Origin of the sequence: Streptomyces sp. NPDC003035 (genome assembly GCF_042888285.1) — a bacterium.
In the GTDB taxonomy this organism is placed as follows: Bacteria; Actinomycetota; Actinomycetes; order Streptomycetales; family Streptomycetaceae; genus Streptomyces.
The window spans coordinates 187521-208859 of record NZ_JBIAPJ010000001.1 but is presented as its reverse complement, the minus strand read 5'-3'; the positions used below and the strand labels follow the sequence as shown (position 1 = coordinate 208859).

Sequence of the window (21339 nt, the reverse complement as noted above, 5' to 3'; positions counted from 1 at the left end):
GGTGGTCCGTGTGGACAGCACCGCCACTGATCGCTTCGACACCAGTCGGTTCGAGGCCAGCCGGAACCGGCTGGCCTCGCTGGCGTACCGACTCCTCGGCTCCGCCACCGACGCCGAAGACGCCGTGCAGGATGCGTTCCTGCACTGGCAGGCCGCCGACCGGCAGCGGATCAAGGTGCCGGAAGCCTGGCTGACCAAGGTCGTCACCAACCTGTGCCTCGACCGGCTCCGCTCGGCGCAAGCGCGCCGCGAACGCACCGTCGGCGCCTGGTTGCCCGAACCGCTCCTCGACGGCGACCCGATGCTCGGCCCGGCCGACACGTTCGAGCAGCGTGAATCGGTCTCCCTGGCCATGCTGACCGTCATGGAGCGCCTGTCTCCCCACGAGCGGGCCGTCTACCTCCTGCGCGAGGCGTTCTCCTACGGCCACGCGGAGATCGCCGGGATCCTCGACATCACCGAGTCCGCGAGCCAGCAGCACCTCCACCGGGCCCGACGCCGCGTCACGGCCGCACGCCGCGGCGGCGGCGACGTCGACCCGGCCTCCGCCCGCAGGATCGTCGAGGAGTTCCTCGCCGCTGCGACCTCGGGCCGCACCGAGCGGCTGGTGGAGCTGCTCACCGACGACGCGATCGCGATCTCCGACGGCGCCGGCCTGACCGAGAAGCTGCTGCGGTACGACACTCCGCGGCGCATCGCCGCCATCGCACGGGCCGGCTTCACGCCCACACCCGCGAAGCGGCGACTGGCCGGCGGCACGCCCGCCGTCCACTACGCGCTGCTCAACGGCGCGCCCGCCATCCTCTTCGTACCCGGCGACCGGGTCGTCGGCGCCGTGACGTTCGACATCACCAGCGGCAGGATCGCCACCGTGCGCGGCATCGCCGCCCCCACCCGCCTCACCCGCCTCACCGAAGCCTGGCGCCGGCACGAACCGGAGACGCCGCTGATCCCCCGGTGGTGACCCCGACGCCGGGACAGGCGGTTCCGGTGAGGCGGCCCGCCGTCCCCGATCGCTTGTCAGGGCAGGAATTCGTAGAACGGGCCGTCAGGCGCCCTGTCGCGAGAGCACAGCATCACGTCCCTGCCCTTGAGATAGGCCAGCAACCACTCGCCGAACGCCATCTCGTAGAGAGTCCAGGACGGACTGTCGAACTCCTGGACCACGACGCGCCAGGGCGACGAGGTGTCGTCGGGGATGCGAAGGAAGATCGCCTCGCCCGTCGTGGCCGATGCCACCGGGATCAGGTCACCGGGGTTCGCCCCCACCGGGCTCGGCAGGAACTCCGCCATGTCCTCCTCGCGCCAGAGCTCGAGGTCCCCCCTGATGTTCTCTCCCAGGCTGTGCAGAAGGTGGCCGGCGGGGTGCTTCAGATACAGCTGGCTGTTGATCTCGATCGAACCGTAGGCGTCCACGATCTCGCGGAAGTCGGCGGGGAACCGGGTGCCGAGTTCCTGCTCCAGTTCGATCCATGGAGCCGGATCCGTCCAGTTGAACCGGGGTTCGCCCAACAGGGCTGTGATCTTGGGAAGTATGGCCGCCACTGGGTCCTTCTCGCACGTCGAGCCGATGCCTGTCCTGGAGTTGATCGGAGTACAGGATCAGGCCGCCTCGCCCCCCTGAGCAAGTACGCCCACAGTCAGAAGCCGTATGTCAACCGAACATGATTGCACCTTCTGTGGTCAGGGCCGGTAATGCTCGGCGAACAATCGCGCGACGAGTTCGCCTCGACTGGAGACCTCCGCCTTGCCGAAGACGGCCTTGAGATGGTCGCGCACGGTATGCGGAGAGATGAACAGCGTTGCGGCGATCTCCGTGGTGGGAAGCCCGCGCGTGATGAGCTGGGTGATCTCCAGCTCGCGCGACGTCAGGCCGTACGCCTCGGCGATGAGGACCGCCCGATCGGCAGCGGCCGTCGGCTCGATGACGAGTGCCACGGGACCTGGTTGCCCAGCGGGGCCGCTGAGACAGGAGGCATGGCAGGTCAACCAGTGGCCGTCAACGGTTCGGATACGTGTCCTCGCGCCGCCCGCCCGGTCGCGGCCCCGGGCGATCGCCCGGGCCTGCAGCGCAGTGGCGACCACCCAGATCGGCAGCCTCAGGCCCAACTGCGAGGGGATGGAGGGGCCTTCAGGGAGCTGCGAGAGGTACTGCCGCGCCTCTTCGTTGATCGACGTCGGCTCGCCGGAGGGATCGAAGAGCACCAGTCCGGGCGCGGGTGCGTCAGTTCCGCCGCCGGACGCGGACGGGCGGACGAACCGGCGTACCCGCGAGGCCAGCGGACCGGACAGACCGGCGAGCAGCGTGGTCTCGGCCGGACCGAACGGGGCGCCACCGCGCATACGGAACAGGCTCACCACGGCCCATGGCCGGTCGCCGACGCGCAGCACGCCCCGTAGCTCGTCGTCCACGCCCTGACTCCCGAGCAGCCGGCGGAAGCGCGCGCTGCGCGCGGGCAGGTCGCCGGTGGCCGCGCGCAGACCGGCCGCCGGGACGGTGGCGCGGGCAAGGTCCCGAAACGGGAGGACGTTCTCCTCCAGGAGTTCGCTTTCCCAGTATTCGGCGCAGCCTTCGCCGGAGCCGAGGTTCTCCACCAGCATCGGCGCGGTGATGAGACCGGTCTCCGGGTCGGTGGCCGCCCATACGGCCGAGTCGAACGGCATGAGCCGTCGCAGCTTGGCGGACGTCCGGCTGAAGAGTTCGCGTGTGCCGGTGACCCGATCCGCACCCGACAGCACCTTGGCATGACCTGACAGCACCTCGGCGTGGCGGCGCGCATCAGGCATGGAGATCCCTCCCGTGGTCTGGATGCAGGCCAGCCTGCCCGCCCTCCTGTCCTGCGCCAACCCCCCATGTGAGGGGGTCATTCCCGGCCGGTCACCGCTCGTGGGGGATGGGGCTCGGCATTGGCGGCGGCGAGGCTCGATGAGGCCGCGGCTCCTTGCGGCGGCGGCCTGGAATGTGAAGGGAAGAACATGGACATCGCAATCGTCGGAGCGGGTGCTGCCGCGGTCGGCCTGCTGGACACGCTGGCGGCCACCGCCGACAGCCCTGGGACCATCACGGTGTTCGAGCCGTCCCCGCACCTTTGGCGAGGCCGCCCGTACGGCCCGGACCTGGACACGGTGCTGGTCAACGCACCGCCGGCCATCATGTCGATCCGCCACCTGGACTTCGGGCACTACGCGGCCTGGCTGGGCATGCGTAGCCAGGCTCACCTCGACGAACGGCTGGGCCAGCCGCTGGTTCCGCGCGCGCTCTACGGCGAGTACCTGGCACACACTGCGGAGACGGCGTTGGCCGTCCTGCGCGAAGTCGGCTGGCGGGTGCGGGTCGTCACCGCCCGTGTCATCGGGGTAGCCCGGTCAGGGGCCAACTGGTCGCTCCGCACCGAGGACGGACGTGGGCACGAGGCCGACCACGTGGCCTTGTCCGTGGGCGGGGGGACGCCGCAGGACCACTACGGTCTCGGCGGCGCCTCCGGCTTCGTGGACGATCCGTACCCGCTGGCACGCACACTCGAACGGGTCGCGGCCGGCAGCAACGTCGCGGTCATCGGGAGCGGTCTGACCGCGGTCGACATCGTCGTGTCGCTCGCCGCACGCGGGCACACCGGCCTGATCACGCTGCTGTCCCGCAGCGGTGTGCTGCCCCACGTCTGGCAGCGCCCGGTCGACCACCGGCCGCAGCACGTGACCGCCGAGCGGGTGGCGGCGCTGCACCACGAGCATGGTGCCGTCACCCTCGAGAACCTCCTCGGGCTGCTGCGTACCGAACTGGCGGAGGCGGGAGAGGACTTCGAAGCCTTCGCGGCCGAACTGCTGGCGGCCGAGACCGAAGAGCCGGTCCGGCGCCTACGGGCGCAACTGGACGCTGTCGACGACCCCAGGATCGGCCGCCGGGTCCTCCAGGAGACAGCGCACAGCGTTGGCCCGTACGCATGGCGGCTGCTGCCCGAACCCGACCGCACGCGGCTACGGCGTCACTTCCGCATGGCGACGAGCGTGGCCTCACCGATGGTCCCGGTGAACGCCGCCACCATGATGCGGCTATTGGACTCCGGGCAACTCGCCGTCGCCGTGGGCGTCCGCAAGATCGAGGTGGCGGAAGGGGTGTTCCGGGTACGCCACGACGACGGCGAACGCACTTTCGACGCCGTCATCAACGCCGTGAACCCGCCACCGCGGGCGATCCCGCGGATGGCTGGGCCGCTGGTCACGGCCCTGCTGGCCGACGGCTCCGCCGAGCTGCACCCGGCCGGGGGGCTGGTTCCGGCTGACCCACGCCTGCACGTGGTGGGAGACCTCGCCGGGGGCGGTCCGTTCATTACGTCAAGCATTGCGGGCATAGCGGCCCAAGCGGCACGGGCCGCGCAGACGATCGTCGCGGCCGGCGACTGAATCCCCCACCCACCCCTTCCCGAACGGCGATGGAGGACTCACGCCCCAACCGATCACGGAACGTGCGGGTCGAACAGGAAGCGCGTGACGGTCCTGGTCCCGTCCAACACCCGTGTGTCGACGTGCGATTGCCTCGCGCACCGATTCGGGAACGCGGCCGACCGGCCGAACAGAGCGCGACGGTGTCCGTCGTACATGACCGACGTGGAGTGGGCGGTGGTGCGTGACGCACTGCCGGTGCCGGCCTGGCTGGAGGGCAGGGGCGGCCAGCCGGAGGGCTACTGCCACCTGCAGATGCTGGATGCGGTCTTCCACGTCACCGACAATGGGATCAAGTGGCGCTCCGTTCCTGCCGACTTTCCCGCATGGGACCGCGTGTACGCCTTCTTTCGCAGGTGGCGGGAGAACGGCCTGGTAAAGGAGCTGCGCGGCAAGGCCCGCAGGGCCGCGGGGCCGCGCCGACTGCGTCGTCGGCCTGCTTTTGATGGCCCTGGTGACCGGCGCGGACGTCACCGACCGCCAGGCCGCCAGGCCGCCAGGCCGCCAGGCCGCCAGGGTCATGCTGCCCCAGCTGCGGACACGGTTCAGGAATGTCAGCCTGGTGTGGGCCGATGGCGGCTACACCAGCCGTCTCGTCACGTGGGCGAAGGAAGAACTCCATCTCACCCTGCAGATCGTCAAACGCAGTGGCGAAATGAAGGGGTTCGTGGTGCTGCCGAGACAGTGGGTGGTGGAGCGAAGTCTGGGATGGCTGATGCGCTCGCCGCGTCTGGTGCGGGACTACGAGACGCTGCCCGCCAGCAGCGAGGCGTTCATCCACTTCTCGGCAAGCATGCTCATGGCTCGCCGCCTGGCCCGCACCGCCACAATCCGGGCGGTCAGCTCTCCGCAGCAAGCACAGACGACGCTGTCGAGGCCGAACAGAACGTCCAACCCCTTCCGCGACGACAGTGAAACCATGCCCGACCAGCGGAAACACAGCGATCACATCCGGAAAGACAACGGCTTCTCACTGCACCTTCTCTGGCCTGTTGGGCAGGGCGGTCCCAAGCGTCAAGGAGAGGTATGTGGGACCTCGACCACGACCTGATTGAAGGGCGAGCGGCCGCCCCCTGTGTCGGCCCCGTCGTTGACCGTGCGTGACCCGCGTGGCAGGGGATCGCGTGGAGGCTGGGTGTAGTGCTTTGGGTTCGCCAAGGATTGAGGGTGGATCTGGTGGTGGCGCGGCAGCAGTGCCGGCAGAAGTCCAAGCCGCCGCGTTCAGCCAGAGTTCAGCTAAGAGACGGGCGAGGCGCCCATGGCCGGAAGCCATCAAGGTTCCCACCTACGACCAGTGAGCTTCTTCGAGTTGGCCACCGACCGGGTGATGGGCCGTGGAGCACAACGAGCGAGGCCCCCGAGCCATCCTGCCGCACTCGACCTGCCGCATGCGCTGGTGGAGTGGGTCACCATGCTGATAGTCACCCGTGAGGGCGACCGGCGCTGCAAGCTCCGTCCATCTCAGCGGGCGATGGTGGCACTGGTGTACCTGCGCGAGCACACCACTCTGGCGAAGATCGCCGCCGGGTTCGGCATCAGCGAGTCCACCGCCCACGCCTACCCGCGCGGTCGTCGACCTGCTTGCCGAACGTGCACCGGGTCTGCTCAAGACGCTACGCGAACACGATCCCGACTTCGTCCTGCTCGACGGCACCCTCGCCGAGTGCGACCGGGTCGGCGACGGCCGGACCAACTACTCCCACAAGCACCGGCGCCACGGCGTGAACGTGCAAGTCGTCACAGACCCCCACGGCCGGCTGCTGTGGCTCTCGCCCGCCTTGCCGGGCCGCACACACGACCTGACCGCCGCCCGCACCCACCGGATCATCCGGATCTGCGAGCGCCAGGGCGTTCCCATCCTGGCCGACCTCGCCTACCAAGGTGGCGGACCGTGGCTGACGACCAGCATCAAACGCAAGCCACTCCAAGAACTCACATCTACTGAAAAGACCCTCAACCGGGCGTTGGCTGCAGCACGAGCGCCCGTTGAACGCGGTGTCGCGATCCTGAAGTCCTGGCGGATCTTCCGCAGGTCCCGGTGCAGCCTCAACCGCATGACGTCAATCGTCAAGGCTGGCCTCACGTTGGAGCGGCAGCGCTGAAGAAGCTCGTTGAGCGCTTCGTCTGGCGATATCCGCCGTATGAAGCGCTCACGCGGAACCAGAACCCATGGGGTCAGTCCTGATCTTGGGTGTACTGAGCCGCGTACCAACTGGAGTCGATGGCGGGGTTGCGCAGCGCCCCCCAAAATCGGTCGTCAGGTATAGGCGGCAGTGGCGGATGGCCCAGGTCCGCATGCAGATCCGCCCGCCAGTCGAGAGTGAAGTGGCTTCGCATGTTTGCGCTCTCGCACACGGACCTGTAAGGGGACCCCCAGATCCCGAGCGCTATCTGCTCCGCGGCCCACCTGCGCGTGCGGTCTCGTCCGGTGTCGGCCTGCGCGAGCACCGCGCGGAGTCGCAAGGCGAGCGGGCCGGTCTGGTCCGGCTGTGGCGGGGCCTCACCGCGCTCCCACGCGTTCAGGGCTGCCTTGACCTCTGGGTAGTTGTTCAGGCCTGTTTCGACCGCCAGTCTGCGCAACTGCTTCCGCGCGGCCTCGACCACCCGCTCATATGGCAGGGTCGCGATCAGTGCACCGAGTTCCTCGTGTCCGTCCAGGTAGCTCACGTGGAGGAGGTCGGTGGGGCTGTAGGACAGGTCCAGCTCTGGCAGCTGCTCATCCGGTGCGGGAAGGGGCTCGTCGGCACTGTACTTCGGCCTGGCAGGCAGAGGGTCCTCCCGGAACAGCCGGCCGTTGAACGTGACAATACCGGCGTCCTGGCCTCGCTCAAGCTGGTCGGCCTCTTTGGCCAGATACTCGCCCAGCGAGTCGGCCTCCCCGAAACTGGTGCCGGTCTCGTCGAAGAACCGCCCGATCGCACCGAAGGAGTCCCGCCCAGTACGGCAGTCCACCAGAAGGCCGTCCGACGTCACGTCGTATGAACCGAACTTCACGTAGTCGTGAAGCCAGTAGCCCTCGGTCTCCCCGTCGAGGCCTTGGTCGATGCCGCGCATGAACCCGGTGTCCCCGAGGATTCCGCTCACTCCGAGCACCCGGTCGCCCGAGCTGAACCGGAAAGCCTCACGTATCTCCAGCGCCCCGTTGTGCCGGAGGAGTGAAGCGACCAGGTCCGAAGGAAAGGTGACCCCCAGTTCCTGTTGCGCTGCTGTGATCTCCTCGTCTCCTGCGGGCGACCGAAGCGTGGCAAAAGTGCGGGGCGCGTGCTCGCGCAGCCACGCGTCGATGCGAGTCCATGAGTCCTGGACCAGGTCTGATGTCATGGTTCCGACCTTAGAGCTAGCGGCTGACAACAGCTTGATCGTCGCTCACCGGCCTTGCCGCCGGGTTTGGCGTTCAGGCCGGCTAGCTCGCCCACTCGACCATGAAGCACTCAGTCGCAATCACCCGATCGGTGGCCAACTCGAAGAAGCTCAGTGACTGAGGTAACCGAGCGTGTCCGCTTTCGGCTTGTCGTGCGCGCTCTTGAGTCACCGGGCGACCGTGTTCACGATGCGCTTCGCGCACGATGGCAGACTGCACAGATGATCGATGACCTTCCCGCTGGCCTGAGAGCCCGGCACCTTGCCGACGAAGACCATCTCCGCGTGCTCGCCGTACTGGACACGTGGTGGGGCGGCCTGAAAGGGGACGCAGGAGCGACGGAACGTGCGCTGCTTCTGCCCCGGCTGTACTTTCAGCACTTCGCCACCACCAGTTTCCTGGTCGAACGCGGCGGTGGCGAGGTTGCCGCCTTCTTGGTCGGCTTCCTGTCGCAGACAGAGCCCGAGACCGCCTATGTGCACTTCGTCGGCGTCGACCCGGTGTTGCACGGGCAGGGCGTCGGACGTGTCCTCTACCGGGCCTTCTTCGCGCTCGCCCGGTCACACGGACGCCGTTACGTGCACTGCATCACGAGTCCGGAGAACACCGCGTCGCGGGCATTTCACACCCGGCTCGGCTTCACCGCGTCAGCCGTGAAGCCGGACTACGACGGCCCCGGACTCGACCGGGTGGCGTTCACGATCGACCTTCTCAAGGATTCGGTGGCCATGGCCATCCCCCAGTACAACGATGCCCCGGCTGATCGCCAGGCACCCTCCGAGCGGTGACCCATTGCCACATACGCGCCATGGGGGAGTAGCACGCGGGCGTCGCCCGCTCGGTCGGCGACTTCCTCTGCGTCAAGATCGGTACCGGCATCGGCTGCGGCATCGTCGTCGGCGGTCACGTCTACCGCGGTACGACGGGCAGCGCCGGCGACATCGGCCACATCCAGGTGGAACCGGACGGCCGCGCCTGCGCGTGCGGCAACAAGGGCTGCCTGGAGGCCCACTTCAGCGGCGCCGCCCTGGCCCGCGACGCCGAGGACGCGGCGCGCGCGGGCAGGTCGGACGAGCTCGCCGGACGCCTCGCGGCGGCCGGCCGGCTCACGGCGATCGACGGCGTGGCGTTGCGCTCGACGAAGGCGCCGCCGCGGTGCCTTGGTGTCGTTGTCGTACGCGTCCGAGCCCGTTCCCTTCAACTCGTCCCCTCCATCGTGTGATTGCCTCGCGCATGTGTACAGCAACGCGGCCGACTATCCGAACCGGGAACGCCGGTATCCCTCGGACATGTCGGACGCGGAAGTCGTTGTTGACGTCGCGAAACTGCCAGAAGGTGGCTTCTGTTCCTGCTGAAATAGTGCTCACACTTCATGTGATGCCCAACACAGGACGGAATTCATGTCCACAGCAACCACCACTTCCATCGACTCGCCTTCATTGCCGGCTCGATCACCAATGGTCTCGTGGCTGGCGGTGATTTCGGTGATGTTGGGGATCTTCTCGATCGTCACCACCGAGATCCTGCCGATCGGCCTTTTGACCTCGATTGGCTCGAGTTTCACCATCTCCGATGGAATAGCTGGTCTGATGATGACCATGCCCGGTCTTCTGGCCGCGGTCTCGGCGCCAGTGGTAACTGTCGCCACGGCGCGCATCGATCGTCGGCTCATGCTGGGTACGTTTATTCTGTTGCTGGCATTGGCGAATTTCCTGGCCGCGGTTGCGCCGAGCTACTGGCTGGTCCTGGTCTCACGTGTATTGGTCGGGGTCACCATCGGTGGTTTCTGGTCCATCGGCGCGGGGTTGGCGAGTCGGCTGGTTCCTGCCGAATCGGTGGGCCGGGCAACCGCCGTGATCTTCTCCGCGGTGCCTCTCGGGTCCGTGCTCGGAGTCCCGCTGGGTACGTTCATCGGAGACGTCGCGGGGTGGCGCACCGCGTTTCTTGTCATGGGGCTTCTGACTCTCTGTGTCTTCGTCATGCTGCTCCTGGTGGTCCCGCCGCTGCCGGCCGATGAGCCGACTCGTCCGAGTGCGCTCACGGGCATGCTCAGGAGTGTCAATACTCGGTTTGCCTTGGTGATGACGTTCCTTGTGGTGCTCGCCCACTTCGGTGCCTACACCTATGTCACTCCGTTCCTGGAGCAGGTGACTCATGTGAGCACCGGGCTCATCACGGTCTATCTGCTCGTGTACGGAGCTGCAGGAATTGTCGGGAACTTCCTGGGCGGATCGACTGTGGCGCGGTATCCGAGGGGCACCTTCGCAGCCGCCGCCCTGATGATCGCCGGCGCGACGGTGCTGCTCCCGGTGCTCGGCAAGGATGACCTCGGCGCCGTGGCACTGCTGGTTTTGTGGGGCGTTGCCTACGGGGCCGTGCCTGTCTGTTCGCAGACCTGGTTCGCCAAAGCCTCACCCGATTCACCCGAAGCCTCTTCCGTGCTCTTCACCGCCTCGTTCCAGGCCACCATTTCCATCGGGTCGCTGGTCGGAGGCCTCGTGGTTGACCGCTCCTCCCCATCCATGGTCATGACGCTTGCGGGCACAGCCGCTGCCCTGATGGTGCTGGTCGCCTGGTCCCACTACGCCCGGAAGATCCCGTGGCCTGACCCGGCCAAGCCATAAGGCCGACCCCTGCTCGACGCGGTGTCTGCCGCACTGCTATCCCTCGGACATGACGGATGTGGAGTGGGCGGCGGTGCGTGCGTTACTGCCGGCGCCGGCCTGGTTGGCGGGCAAGGGCGGGCAGCCCGAGGGTTACTGCCACCGTCAGATGCCGGACGCGATCCGTTACCTGGTCGCGGGCGGGATTTCCTGGCGTGCGATGCCCGCTGAGTCCCCTGCCTGGGGCCGGGTCTATGCCATCTTCCGCCGGTGGCGGGAGCACGGGCTGGTCACGAGTTCCACGACCGGCTGCGTGGGAAGGTCCGTGAGCGCGAGGGCCGGGAGGCGAAGCCTTCGGCGGGGATCATCGACGCGCAGTCGGTGCGGGCCTCCGACCGGGATGCGGCCGTGCCTCTGCTGGAGCGGCTGCGGTCGCTGCACCGGGAGATCACCCTGGTCTGGGCCGACGCCGGTTACACCGGGGGCCTTGTCCACTGGTGCGTCAAGAAACTCGCGCTCGCTCTGGATGTCGTCAAGCGCACCGACACCATGGAAGGGTTCGTGGTGCTGCCCCGCAGGGGTGGTGGAGCGCACGTTCGCATGGCAGGTGCATTCGCGCCGTCTGGCCCGCGACTACGAAGCCCTGACCGCCACCAGCGAGGCCATGATCCAGCGGTCGGTGATCACGCGGATGAGCCGCCGCCTGGCCCGGCCACGGGCCTGCTGACGGCGCTGAACATCCCCGACGTCTCCTGGACCAGCCACCCACGCTCCGCCAGTCGCCTCGCCTTCGACCGTACGCCCTCCACCTTCGCCGGCGTCGGCTCCAGCCCCAGCACCAACGTGATTTCCTTGGCCCTCACCGGCTCCTGATCCGGCCGGTCCGCCGGCATGCCCAGGATCCGCCGGTAGTCCGGCGCGAGAGCCGTCGCCGACAAACCTTCCCGCCAGGACGGCACCGTCGTTCCCGGCAACGGCGCGGAAGCGGGCACCGATTCCGCTTCCGTCCCCGTCTTCGCCTCGGTCAGGGCGGTGGTCTCGGCAGCGGACACGGCCAGGGCCTCGAAGAGTTTCTCTCGCGCGATCACCTGCCGGTCCAGCTCGGTTGGGATACGGCTTCTCAGACGTCCCAGGTGACCGGGAGGTTCTTGACCCCGTAGATGTCCGCGGTCTCCGGGCGCAGGGCGACCTCTTCGGCCGGGACGGCCAGGCGCAGCGTGGGGAAGCGCTGGAGCAGCGCCGAGAGCGCGACCCGCATCTCGATACGGGCCAGTTGCTGGCCCAGGCACAGGTGGATGCCGTGGCCGAAGGCCAGGTGCCCGCCCTGGTCCCTCCGGAGGTCGAGGGAGTGGGGGTCGGCGAAGCGCTCGGGGTCGCGGTTGGCGGTGTTGTACGAGAGGACGACCGTCGTGCCGGCTTCGATCGTCCGGCCGCCCACCTCGACGTCCTCCAGCGCCGTCCTCATGAACGACTTGGCGACGCTCAGATATCGCAGCAGCTCCTCCACGGTCTGGTCGATGAGCGACGGATCGGCGCGCAGCGCGGCCAGTTGCTCCGGATTCCGCAGCAGTGCGAAGGTCCCGAGGGACAGCATGTTGGCGGTGGTGTCGAAGCCGGCCGCCAGCAGGATCAGGGCGATCCCCTGCAGCTCCTCATCGGTCAGGTCGCTGTCGGTGAGTTCGCTGAGCACGTCGTCGGTGGGGTTCGCGCGCTTGGCGGCCACCAGCTGTGCGAGGTAGTTCTGGGTCGCGGTGTAGGCCGCGAGCAGGTCCTCGTCGCTCGTCTCCCCGTTCATGAACGTGTCGATCTGTTCCTGGAAGGAGTCCCGGTCCTCGTAGGGCACGCCCAGGATCTCGCAGATGACGATGGTGGGGATGGGCTTGGCGAACGCCGTCACCAGGTCCGTCGACGGCCCGGCCTTCTCCATGGCGTCCAGGCACTCGGTGGTGATCTGCTCGATGCGCTCGGTGAGCAGTCGCATCCGTCGTACGGTGAACTTGCCCACCAGCGGTTTCCGGTAGCGCCCGTGCTGGGGTTCGTCCATGAGGAGGAACTCGCCGGGCGGCGCCGGAGGGAGCTCGAAGTCGACCACGTTCAGGAGTTCCTTGCGGGCGCTGAACCGCGGGTCGGCCAGGACCGACCTGACCAGGTCGTAGCCGGTGATCAGCCAGCCGGGCTTTCCGCCGGGGTGGGTGTAGCGGCTGATGGGGCCGTGCCGCCTGGCGTCGATCAGTTCCGCCGGGGGGTCGAAGGGGCAGCCGGGCCGACGCTCCGTCGGCAGTGTCGTGACGGTGTGGACAGAATCGGTCATGGCCATTCCTCATCTCGCGACAGCACGTGTTTGACGCAGACCGAAAGCTACGTTGCGTTCAGAACACGGTCAATCGCCTGAGGAACGTAAGTGCTGGTAGAGCGCTGTTAATTGAAGCAATGGCGCTGGAGATGAAGGCAACGGCACGTTGCAATGGTCAGCCGATCCCGGGCGGTCCCATCCCACCCTTGAGACGCTCGATGTCCGAGGGGCGCACCTGGATCGCGAAGAGGGCGATGACACACGCCACCAGGGAGAAGGCCGCCGCCGTGATGAAGCCGGACGAGACGCCCGCCGTCAGGACCTCGTCGGCCCAGGGCGGGGGCAGTTGCCCGGTTCTGGCGAACTCGGCCTTCTCCATCGGGTTCGCCTGGGAGAGGAAGGCGGGCACCTGGTCCTTCGCCTCGTTGCGGCTGGCCGTGCCGAAGACCGTCACCAGGATCGAGAGCCCCAGCGAACCGCCCAGCTGCTGGGTGGCGTTGAGCAGTCCGGAGGCGGCGCCCGTGTCCTGCTGCGCGACGTTGGACAGTGCCATCAGGGTCAGCGAGACGAACATCAGGCCCATGCCGAAGCCGAAGACCAGGATCGGGCCGAGGACGCTGCCCAGATAGGTGGAGTGCACATCGGTCAGGGTGAGCCAGGAGAGACCGGCCGCCGCGAACAGCGAGCCGACGACCATGAAGGGCTTGGGACCGAACGTGGGCAGCAGTTGGGAAGTGATCCCGGCGCCCACCGCGATGATCGCGCTCACCGGCAGGAAGGCCAGTCCGGTCCGCAAGGGGCTGAAGTCCAGGACGGTCTGCACGAACAGCGTCAGGAAGAAGAACATCCCGAAGATCGCGGCGGCCAGGCACAGCATGATCGCGTACGTGCCCGCCCTGTTGCGGTCGGCGAACATGTGCAGCGGCGTGATCGGCTGCCGCGAGCGCCGCTCCACGAGGAGGAACAGGCAGAGCAGCACGACCGCACCGCCGAACGAGGCCAGCGTCCACGGGTCGCGCCAGCCCTCCTGGGAGGCGCGGATGAACCCGTACACCAGCGCCACCATGCCGAGGGTGGAGGTGAGCGCCCCGGTGAAGTCGAAGTGGCCGGGGTGGCGTTCGGACTCCCTGATGTGACGGGGGGTGAAGAAGGCGATGAGCAGCGCGATGGGCACGTTGACGAAGAAGATCCAGCGCCAGTCGAGCCACTCCACGAGCAGTCCGCCGGCGACCAGACCGATCGCGCCGCCGCCCGCCGAGACGGCCGCGAACACACCGAAGGCCCGGTTGCGTTCCGGGCCTTCGTCGAAGTTCGTGGTGATCAGGGAGAGTGAGGTCGGGGAGGCTATCGCTCCGCCGACGCCTTGCAGGGCCCGAGCGGCCAGCAGTTGCCAGTCGTTCTGGGCCAGTCCGCAGAGCAGCGAGGCGAGTCCGAAGAGAAGGACTCCGAAGATGAAGACCCGGCGCCGCCCCAGGATGTCACCGGCGCGTCCGCCGAGGAGCAGCAGCCCGCCGAAGGTGAGCGTGTAGGCGTTGACGACCCACGACAGGCTGGTGGTGGAGAACTCCAGCGAGCTCTGGATGTGCGGCAGCGCGATGTTCACGATCGTGATGTCGAGAACGACCATCAGCTGGCACGAGGCGATGACGAACAGGGCGATGCCCTTGCCGTCGCCCCGGCGCTTCGGGGCCGCGGTCCGAGCTGGTGTCGTCGGCTTCGGGGTACTCATGGCGCATCGCGCCCTCGCCTGGTGGGAAGCCGTGGGCCGGGTCGGTCCACCTTTTCGACAGTAAGCCCGGGCCCGGCGCGTGACCAATTGATCAAGCGGTCTCCGCGAGGAAGGCCCTGAGCAGGAGAGCCGGCGGCCGTACTCGCGCGGCATGCAGGAGGTCGTCGGCCGCCCGGACGACGAGCGCGGGCCGGTCTAACTCGCTCAGCCCTTCGGCTGCTTGGAGGCGTTCGCCCAGGGACAGGCTCTAGTCCACCACCGCGAAGCCGTCCAACTCCACCTGCGCCTGCTCGTCCCACAGCCGTACGACACCGATCACGGCCATCGCCGGATAGTCGCGTCCGGCCAACCTCCGCCAGATCCGGCCCAGTTGGTGCGCGTGCTGCCGGTAGTCGGCGACGTCGGTGGCGTAGACGGTGACGCGGGCGAGGTCGGCGGGGGTGCCGCCGGCGTGTCGGAGGGCGGCGAGGAGGTTGGCGAGCGCGGTCTCGAACTGCTCGGGCAGGGTCTCCCCCACCACCTTGCCGTCGCGGTCGAGGCTGGTCTGTCCGGCGAGGAAGACGAGGCGGGAGCCGGTGGCGGTGACGGCGTGGGAGAAGCCGGTGGGCGGGGAGAGTTCGGCGGGGTTGTGCCGGTGCAGGCTCATACGGACGGCTCCTTCGGCGACTCGGTGGCGGCGTACGGGTCCTGGGGAGCGGCGGGGACGGCGTGCGGCTCCGTGGGTGCCGCTGCCGCGGCGTAGAGCTCCTTGGCGATGATCGTGCGCTGGACCTCCGTGGCTCCCTCGTAGATGCGCGGTGCGCGCACCTCTCGGTACAGGTGTTCCAGCAGATGGCCGCGCTGAAGCGCCCGCGCCCCGTGCAGCTGGACGGCGGCGTCGACCACGTACTGCGCGGTCTCGGTGGCCAGCAGCTTCGCCATCGCCGAGCGGCGCGGCACGTCGGCCGCGCCCGCGTCGTACGCCGCCGCCGCCGCGTAGACGAGCAGCCGGGCGGCCTCGGTACGGGTGGCCATCTCAGCGACCTGGTGGGCGACGGCCTGGAGGTCCCCGAGGACGCCGCCGAAGGCGTGGCGGGCAGCGGTGTGGGCCAGGGTCGCGTCGAGGGCCGCCTGGGCCATGCCGACGGCGAAGGCGCCGACGCTGGGCCGGAAGCGGTTGAGGGTGGTCATGGCGACCCGGAAGCCCCGGTCGGGCTCGCCGAGGACGTCCGCGAGGCCGACCGGGACGCCCTCGAAGACGAGGGAGCCGATGGCGTGCGGGGCGAGCATGTCGAGGGGGCTGCCGGAGAGGCCCGGACGGTCGGCGGGGACGAGGAAGGCCGTGACGCCGCGGGCTCCGGCGCCCGGTGTCGTCCGGGCGAAGACGGTGGCGAAGTCGGCCTCGGGGGCGTTGGAGATCCAGCGCTTCTCACCGTGCAGGCGCCAGCCGCCCGCGCCGTCCGGCCGCGCCTCCAGGGCGAGGGCGGCGGCGTCGGAGCCCGCGTCGGGCTCGCTGAGCGCGAAGGCGGCGACGGCGCGGCCCGCGACGACCTCGGGGAGCCAGCGGGCCCGCTGCTCGGGGGTGCCGAAGGCGGCGACGGGGTGCCCGCCGAGCCCCTGGAGGGCGAGCGCGGTCTCGGCCTCGGTGCAGGAGTGGGCGAGGGACTCACGCAGCAGGCAGAGGTCGAGCGCGCCGGCCTCGAAGAGTCCGGCGAGGAGGCCGAGCTCGCCGAGGGCGGCGACGAGGGGGCGGTTCACCCGGCCGGGTTCGCCCTTCTCGGCGAGGGGCCGCAGGCGCTCGGCCGCGAGGACACGGAGCTCCGCGCACCGGGCGGTCTGCTGTGGATCGAGTGAGAATACGGACATTCTGACCCCTGTCCCGTTCGCCGACATGACTTCTATCGCGCACCGTTGACTGTCGTCACCATCACGATACGCTCGATGGGCGACCCCACCACGACAAGGGGACGAACTCATGGAGCTGACCCCCTCGGCCCACCACGACACCTTCGCGCGCGACCATCTGCCGCCCGCCGACGCCTGGCCGCGCCTGCTCTTCGATCTGCCGGGGCTCGACTACCCGGAGCGGCTCAACTGCGGGGCGGAACTGCTCGACCGCACGGTGGAACGGTTCGGCGCGGAGCGCCCAGCGTTCCTGGACGGCACCGGACATGTCTGGACATACGGACAGCTCCGGGAGCGGGTGAACCGCATCGCCCACGTCCTCACCTCCGACCTCGGTGTCCTGCCCGGCAACCGGGTGCTGCTGCGCGGCCCGACCACTCCCTGGCTGGCCGCCTGCTGGCTCGCGGTCATGAAGGCGGGCGCGATCGCCGTCACCGTCCTGGCCCAGCAACGCGCGCGGGAACTGGCCGTGATGTGCGAGATGGCCCGCTGCACCCACGCGCTGTGCGACATCAGGAGCGTCGACGACCTGGTGAAGGCCGAGGTGCCGGGGCTGCGGATCACCGCCTTCGGCGGGGACTCCCCGGACGATCTGCTCTCCCTCGCCATGGGCAGACCGGACACCTACGAGGCCGTGGAGACGGCCGCGGACGACGTGGCCCTGATCGCCTTCACCTCGGGGACGACGGGGCGGCCCAAGGGGTGCATGCACTTCCACCGCGATGTCCTCGCGGTCGCCGACACCTTCTCGGCGCACGTCCTGCGCCCCGAGCCGGACGACGTCTTCGCCGGCTCCCCTCCCCTCGGCTTCACCTTCGGCCTCGGCGGGCTCGTGCTCTTCCCCCTACGGGCCGGGGCCAGCGCGCTGCTGCTCGAACAGGCGGGACCGAAGCAGCTACTCGAAGCGATCGCGGAGCACCGGGTGTCGGTGCTGTTCACGGCGCCGACCGCCTACCGGGTCATGCTGGAGGAGATCGACCGGCACGGCGGGCACGACGTCTCCTCGCTGGGGTCGCTGCGGCGGTGCGTGTCGGCGGGCGAGAACCTGCCGGCGGCGACCTGGGACGCCTGGCACCGGCGCACCGGTCTGAAACTCATCAACGGCATCGGCGCGACCGAGCTGCTCCACATCTTCATCTCCGCGGCGGACGGCGACATCCGCCCGGGCACGACCGGGCGGCCGGTGCCGGGCTGGCGGGCGCGGGTGGTCGACCGGACGGGCGCCGAGGTCCCCGACGGCGAGGAGGGCCTGCTCGCCGTGCGCGGCCCGGTCGGCTGCCGTTACCTGTCCGACCCGCGCCAGAGCGAGTACGTCCACGGCGGCTGGAACGTCACGGGAGACACCTACGTCCGCGACGCGGAGGGCTACTTCCGCTATGTCGCCCGTGCCGACGACATGATCATCTCGGCCGGCTTCAACATCGCGGGCCCCGAGGTCGAGGAGGCCCTCCTCGCCCACCCCGACGTGGTCGAGGCGGCGGTGGTGGGCCACCCGGACGAGCTGCGCGGCCAGATCGTGGTCGCGTACGCGGTCGTACGGGACGGGGTGCCGCGCGACGCGGAGACGGCGGGGGCGCTGCGGGCGTTCGTACGGTCCCGGCTGGTGCCGTACAAGAGCCCACGCAAGATCGTCTTCCTGGACGCGCTGCCGCGGACGGCGACGGGGAAGCTGCAGCGCTTCCGGCTGCGCGCCGACCTCGACGGCACCTCCACCCCCTAGAGTGATCACGTGGTCGAGCAGCACTCTCCCCGTTCCCTGATCGTCTCGCTGTACGGCGCGTACGGCCGCGGCCTCGCGCCGGGCGAGGAGCCGTTGCCGGTGGCCGAGCTGATCCGCCTCCTGGCGGCCCTCGGCGTGGACGCGCCGTCGGTGCGCTCGTCGGTGTCCCGGCTGAAGCGGCGGGGCCTGCTGCTGCCGCGCCGTACGCCGGACGGAGCGGCCGGGTACGCCCTGTCGGACGACGCCCGCCAGCTCCTCGACGACGGCGACCGCCGGATCTACACCCGCACGGAGCCCAAGCTGTCCGACGGCTGGGTCCTCGCCGTCTTCACCGTCCCCGAGGCCGAGCGCCACAAGCGCCATCTGCTGCGCTCCCGGCTCGCCCGGCTGGGCTTCGGCACGGCGGCCCCCGGCGTCTGGATCGCCCCGGCGCGGCTGTACGAGGAGACCCGCCACACCCTGGAGCGCCTGGAGCTCTCGTCGTACGTGGACCTCTTCCGCGGCGACCATCTGGGGTACGCGGCGACGGCGGAGGCGGTGGCCCGCTGGTGGGACCTGCCGTCGATCGCCAAGCTCCACGAGGAGTTCCTGGCCGCCCACGAGCCGGTCCTGCGGGCCTGGACGACGGCCCCCGGCACGGCCGAGGACGCCTACCGCGACTACCTCTTCGCCCTGGACTCCTGGCGCCGTCTGCCGTACGCGGACCCGGTCCTGCCGGCCGAGCTGCTGCCGCAGGACTGGCCGGGCGCCCGCTCGGCGGAGGTCTTCGCGGCGCTGCACGAGAGGTTGCGGGACCGGGGCGCGGAGTTCGTGCGGCCGACGGGCGAGAGCGGTCGTCCTACCCCAGCGTGAGGCGTGGCTTCGGCGCGTCGGTGCGGCCTGTCGGGGGTTTGCGGCTGCCCGCGCGGTACGGCGGGGGCCAGGGAGCCGCCGGGCCCTGGTAGTTCTGGTCGGCCGCCGCGTGGAGGGTCCAGTGGGGGTCGTAGAGGTGGGGGCGGGCGAGGGCGCAGAGGTCGGCGCGGCCCGCCAGGAGCAGGGAGTTGACGTCGTCCCAGGAGGAGATCGCGCCGACGGCGATCACGGGGACGGCGAGCGCGTTGCGGATCCGGTCGGCGTACGGGGTCTGGTAGGAGCGGCCGTACTCGGGGCGTTCGTCGGGGACGACCTGGCCGGTGGAGACGTCGAGCGCGTCGGCGCCGTGGGCGGCGAAGGCGCGGGCGATCTCGACGGCCTCCTCGGCCGTCGTACCGCCGTCCGCCCAGTCGGTGGCGGAGATACGGACGGTCATCGGCCGGTCCTCGGGCCACACCTCCCGTACCGCGTCGAAGACCTCGAGCGGATAGCGCAGCCGGTTCCCGAGCGCCCCGCCGTACGCGTCGTCCCGCCGGTTGGTCAGCGGGGAGAGGAAGCCGGAGAGCAGATAGCCGTGCGCGCAGTGCAGTTCGAGCAGGTCGAAGCCGGAGCGGGCGGCGCGCCGGGCGGCGGCCACGAACTCCTCGCGTACGGCGGTCATCCCGTCCCGGTCCAGGGCGTGCGGGATCTGGTTGACGCCGGTGCGGTACGGGAGCGGTGAGGCGGCCGTCAGGGGCCAGTTGCCTTCGGGGAGGGGCTGGTCGATGCCCTCCCACATCCGGCGGGTGGAGCCCTTGCGGCCGGAGTGGCCGAGCTGGACGCCGATCGCGGTGCCGGGCGACCGGTCGTGGACGAAGGCGGTGATCCGGGCCCAGGCCGCCGCCTGTTCGTCGGTCCAGAGGCCGGTGCAGCCGGGGGTGATGCGGCCCTGGGGGCTCACGCAGACCATCTCGGTCATGACGAGCCCGGCGCCGCCGAGGGCCCGGGCGCCGAGGTGGACGAGGTGGAAGTCCCCGGGGAGTCCGTCCTCGGCGACGTACAGGTCCATGGGCGAGACGACGACCCGGTTGCGGAGGGTCAGTCCGCGCAGCCGGAACGGGGTGAACATCGGCGGGGTGCCGGGCGGGCAGCCGAACTCGCGCTCGACGGATCCGGTGAAGGCCGGGTCGCGGAGCCGCAGGTTGTCGTGGGTGACGCGGCGGCTGCGGGTGAGGAGGTTGAAGGCGAACTGGCGGGGCGGCTGGTCCAGGTATCCGCCGAGCTCCTCGAACCAGCGCAGGCTCGCGGCGGCGGCGCGCTGGGTGGACTCGACGACCGGGCGCCGTTCGGTCTCGTACGCGGCGAGCGCCTCGTCGAGGGTGGGCTGTTCCTCCACGCAGGCGGCGAGCGCCAGGGCGTCCTCGACGGCGAGTTTGGTGCCGGAGCCGATGGAGAAGTGCGCGGTGTGGGCGGCGTCACCGAGGAGAACGATGTTGCCGTGGGACCAGCGCTCGTTGACGACGGTACGGAAGGCGGTCCAGGTGGAGTTGTTGGAGCGCAGGGCCCGGCCGCCGAGCGCCTCGGCGAAGAGCTTGGCGCAGCGGGCGGTGGACTCCGCCTCGTCGAGCTCGTCGAAGCCGGCGGCCCGCCAGACCTCCTCGCGCATCTCGACGATGACGGTGGAGGAGCCCGACTGGCCGTGTGGCCCGAAGGGCCTCGTGGAAGGGCGGTGGTCGGACGAGGGGCGGGAGAAGGGGTAGCCGTGGAGCTGCATCACGCCGTACTCGGTCTCGGCGATCTCGAAGCGGAAGGCGTCGAAGGCGAAGTCGGCGGCGAGCCAGATGTACCGGCAGCGGTGGGTGGTGAGCGTGGGCCGGAAGACGTCCGCGTGGGCGTCCCGGGTCCGGCTGTGGACCCCGTCGGCGGCGACGACGAGGTCGTGGGTGGCGGCCAGCTCGGCGGCGGGCGGGGCCTCGGTACGGAAGCGGAGCCGTACACCGAGCTCGGCGCAGCGGGCGTGCAGGATCTCCAGGAGCCGGCGGCGGCCGAGGGCGGCGAAGCCGTGGCCGGTGGAGGTGAGGAGGTGGCCGCGGTGGGCGATGTGGATGTCGTCCCAGCGGACGAAGGCGTCCTGGAGGGCGCGGTACACGGCGGGGTCGGCGTGCTCGATCCCGCCGAGGGTCTCGTCGGAGAGGACGACGCCGAAGCCGAAGGTGTCCTCGGGCGCGTTGCGCTCCCAGACGGTGACCTCGCGGGAGGGGTCGAGCCGTTTGAGCAGCGCGGCGGCGTACAGCCCCCCGGGCCCGCCGCCGACGACGGCGATACGGAGGGGGGTGGGGGGCTCCGGGGCGCGGGGGCTCTCGGGGCGGGCGCCCGGTGCGCGGGTGCTCTTCGCAGGGGCGCCCTCCCCGTCGGCCTCCGGTCGCACCGCGCCGGCGCCGCCCGGCGCGGTGCGGGGGGCCTCGGCGGGCGGCATCG

General features: G+C 69.9%; 16 protein-coding genes and 4 pseudogenes. 12 read left to right on the top strand and 8 right to left on the bottom strand.

Translation table 11 applies throughout. From position 1 onward, the window contains the following. Positions 1 to 10: 10 nt before the first annotated feature. Positions 11 to 964 carry a sigma-70 family RNA polymerase sigma factor gene (locus ACFYV5_RS00910; RefSeq protein WP_389162754.1) on the top strand — a complete coding sequence of 318 codons (954 nt, stop codon included), beginning with the start codon at positions 11 to 13 and terminating at the stop codon, positions 962 to 964. Positions 965 to 1020: 56 nt separating this feature from the next. On the opposite strand, the gene ACFYV5_RS00905 is transcribed toward ACFYV5_RS00910, so the two are convergent. Both ACFYV5_RS00905 and ACFYV5_RS00900 read right to left on the bottom strand, forming a co-directional pair. Continuing rightward, positions 1021 to 1545, bottom strand: a complete 525-nt coding sequence (locus tag ACFYV5_RS00905; RefSeq protein WP_389162751.1) for an SMI1/KNR4 family protein — start codon at positions 1543 to 1545, stop codon at positions 1021 to 1023. A 138-nt stretch (positions 1546 to 1683) separates the two neighbouring features. Further along, positions 1684 to 2787, bottom strand: a complete 1104-nt coding sequence (locus ACFYV5_RS00900; RefSeq protein WP_389162748.1) for a response regulator transcription factor — start codon at positions 2785 to 2787, stop codon at positions 1684 to 1686. A gap of 189 nt (positions 2788 to 2976) precedes the next feature. Here ACFYV5_RS00900 and ACFYV5_RS00895 point away from each other — a divergent pair, with 189 nt between their 5' ends. From ACFYV5_RS00895 to ACFYV5_RS00880, 4 genes and pseudogenes are all read left to right on the top strand, one after another. Next, positions 2977 to 4401: an FAD/NAD(P)-binding protein gene (locus tag ACFYV5_RS00895; RefSeq protein WP_389162745.1), complete on the top strand. Its 1425-nt coding sequence runs from the start codon at positions 2977 to 2979 to the stop codon at positions 4399 to 4401. A 195-nt stretch (positions 4402 to 4596) separates the two neighbouring features. Further along, positions 4597 to 4767: pseudogene (locus tag ACFYV5_RS00890) on the top strand (transposase); the annotation flags it as partial. Positions 4768 to 4885: 118 nt separating this feature from the next. Beyond that, complete coding sequence (locus tag ACFYV5_RS00885; RefSeq protein ID WP_389162742.1) at positions 4886 to 5491, top strand: transposase; 606 nt, start codon at positions 4886 to 4888, stop codon at positions 5489 to 5491. 276 nt (positions 5492 to 5767) lie between these two features. Next, a pseudogene (locus ACFYV5_RS00880) lies at positions 5768 to 6542 on the top strand (transposase family protein). Positions 6543 to 6615: 73 nt separating this feature from the next. On the opposite strand, the gene ACFYV5_RS00875 reads toward ACFYV5_RS00880, so the two are convergent. Next, positions 6616 to 7761 carry an SMI1/KNR4 family protein gene (locus tag ACFYV5_RS00875; RefSeq protein ID WP_389162739.1) on the bottom strand — a complete coding sequence of 382 codons (1146 nt, stop codon included), beginning with the start codon at positions 7759 to 7761 and terminating at the stop codon, positions 6616 to 6618. 261 nt (positions 7762 to 8022) lie between these two features. Between ACFYV5_RS00875 and ACFYV5_RS00870 the strand changes: the two genes are divergently transcribed. The 5 genes and pseudogenes from ACFYV5_RS00870 (at position 8023) to ACFYV5_RS00850 (ending at position 11277) form a co-directional block, all read left to right on the top strand. Further along, positions 8023 to 8589, top strand: a complete 567-nt coding sequence (locus ACFYV5_RS00870; protein ID WP_389162736.1) for a GNAT family N-acetyltransferase — start codon at positions 8023 to 8025, stop codon at positions 8587 to 8589. A 32-nt stretch (positions 8590 to 8621) separates the two neighbouring features. Continuing rightward, positions 8622 to 8930 (top strand): annotated as a pseudogene (locus tag ACFYV5_RS00865) (ROK family protein); the annotation flags it as partial. A gap of 271 nt (positions 8931 to 9201) precedes the next feature. Continuing rightward, a complete protein-coding gene (locus ACFYV5_RS00860; protein ID WP_389162733.1) occupies positions 9202 to 10425 on the top strand; it encodes an MFS transporter in 1224 nt (407 codons plus the stop codon). Positions 10426 to 10474: 49 nt separating this feature from the next. Beyond that, positions 10475 to 10636: pseudogene (locus ACFYV5_RS00855) on the top strand (transposase); the annotation flags it as partial. A 38-nt stretch (positions 10637 to 10674) separates the two neighbouring features. After that, complete coding sequence (locus tag ACFYV5_RS00850; RefSeq protein WP_389165106.1) at positions 10675 to 11277, top strand: hypothetical protein; 603 nt, start codon at positions 10675 to 10677, stop codon at positions 11275 to 11277. A gap of 247 nt (positions 11278 to 11524) precedes the next feature. On the opposite strand, the gene ACFYV5_RS00845 is transcribed toward ACFYV5_RS00850, so the two are convergent. The 4 genes from ACFYV5_RS00845 to ACFYV5_RS00830 form a co-directional block, all read right to left on the bottom strand. Continuing rightward, on the bottom strand, positions 11525 to 12715 hold the full coding sequence (locus ACFYV5_RS00845) for a cytochrome P450 (RefSeq protein ID WP_389162730.1): 1191 nt from the start codon (positions 12713 to 12715) through the stop codon (positions 11525 to 11527). Between the two features lie 157 nt (positions 12716 to 12872). Beyond that, positions 12873 to 14426, bottom strand: coding sequence for an MFS transporter (locus ACFYV5_RS00840; protein WP_389162727.1), 1554 nt, complete (start codon positions 14424 to 14426; stop codon positions 12873 to 12875). A 247-nt stretch (positions 14427 to 14673) separates the two neighbouring features. Then, positions 14674 to 15072 carry a RidA family protein gene (locus ACFYV5_RS00835; protein WP_389162726.1) on the bottom strand — a complete coding sequence of 133 codons (399 nt, stop codon included), beginning with the start codon at positions 15070 to 15072 and terminating at the stop codon, positions 14674 to 14676. Further along, the gene (locus tag ACFYV5_RS00830) at positions 15069 to 16271 is read right to left on the bottom strand and encodes an acyl-CoA dehydrogenase family protein (protein WP_389162725.1); all 1203 of its coding nucleotides are present in this window, start codon (positions 16269 to 16271) and stop codon (positions 15069 to 15071) included. Before ACFYV5_RS00830 ends, ACFYV5_RS00835 begins: the two co-directional genes overlap by 4 nt. A gap of 109 nt (positions 16272 to 16380) precedes the next feature. Between ACFYV5_RS00830 and ACFYV5_RS00825 the strand changes: the two genes are divergently transcribed. Together ACFYV5_RS00825 and ACFYV5_RS00820 are read left to right on the top strand one after the other, a co-directional pair. Then, a complete protein-coding gene (locus ACFYV5_RS00825; RefSeq protein WP_389162722.1) occupies positions 16381 to 18030 on the top strand; it encodes an AMP-binding protein in 1650 nt (549 codons plus the stop codon). 9 nt (positions 18031 to 18039) lie between these two features. Beyond that, on the top strand, positions 18040 to 18882 hold the full coding sequence (locus ACFYV5_RS00820) for a PaaX family transcriptional regulator C-terminal domain-containing protein (RefSeq protein WP_355106297.1): 843 nt from the start codon (positions 18040 to 18042) through the stop codon (positions 18880 to 18882). On the opposite strand, the gene ACFYV5_RS00815 is transcribed toward ACFYV5_RS00820, so the two are convergent. Further along, a complete protein-coding gene (locus ACFYV5_RS00815) occupies positions 18869 to 21337 on the bottom strand; it encodes a bifunctional salicylyl-CoA 5-hydroxylase/oxidoreductase (RefSeq protein ID WP_389164993.1) in 2469 nt (822 codons plus the stop codon). The two genes, ACFYV5_RS00820 and ACFYV5_RS00815, sit on opposite strands and share 14 nt — an antisense overlap. Positions 21338 to 21339 lie beyond the last annotated feature (2 nt).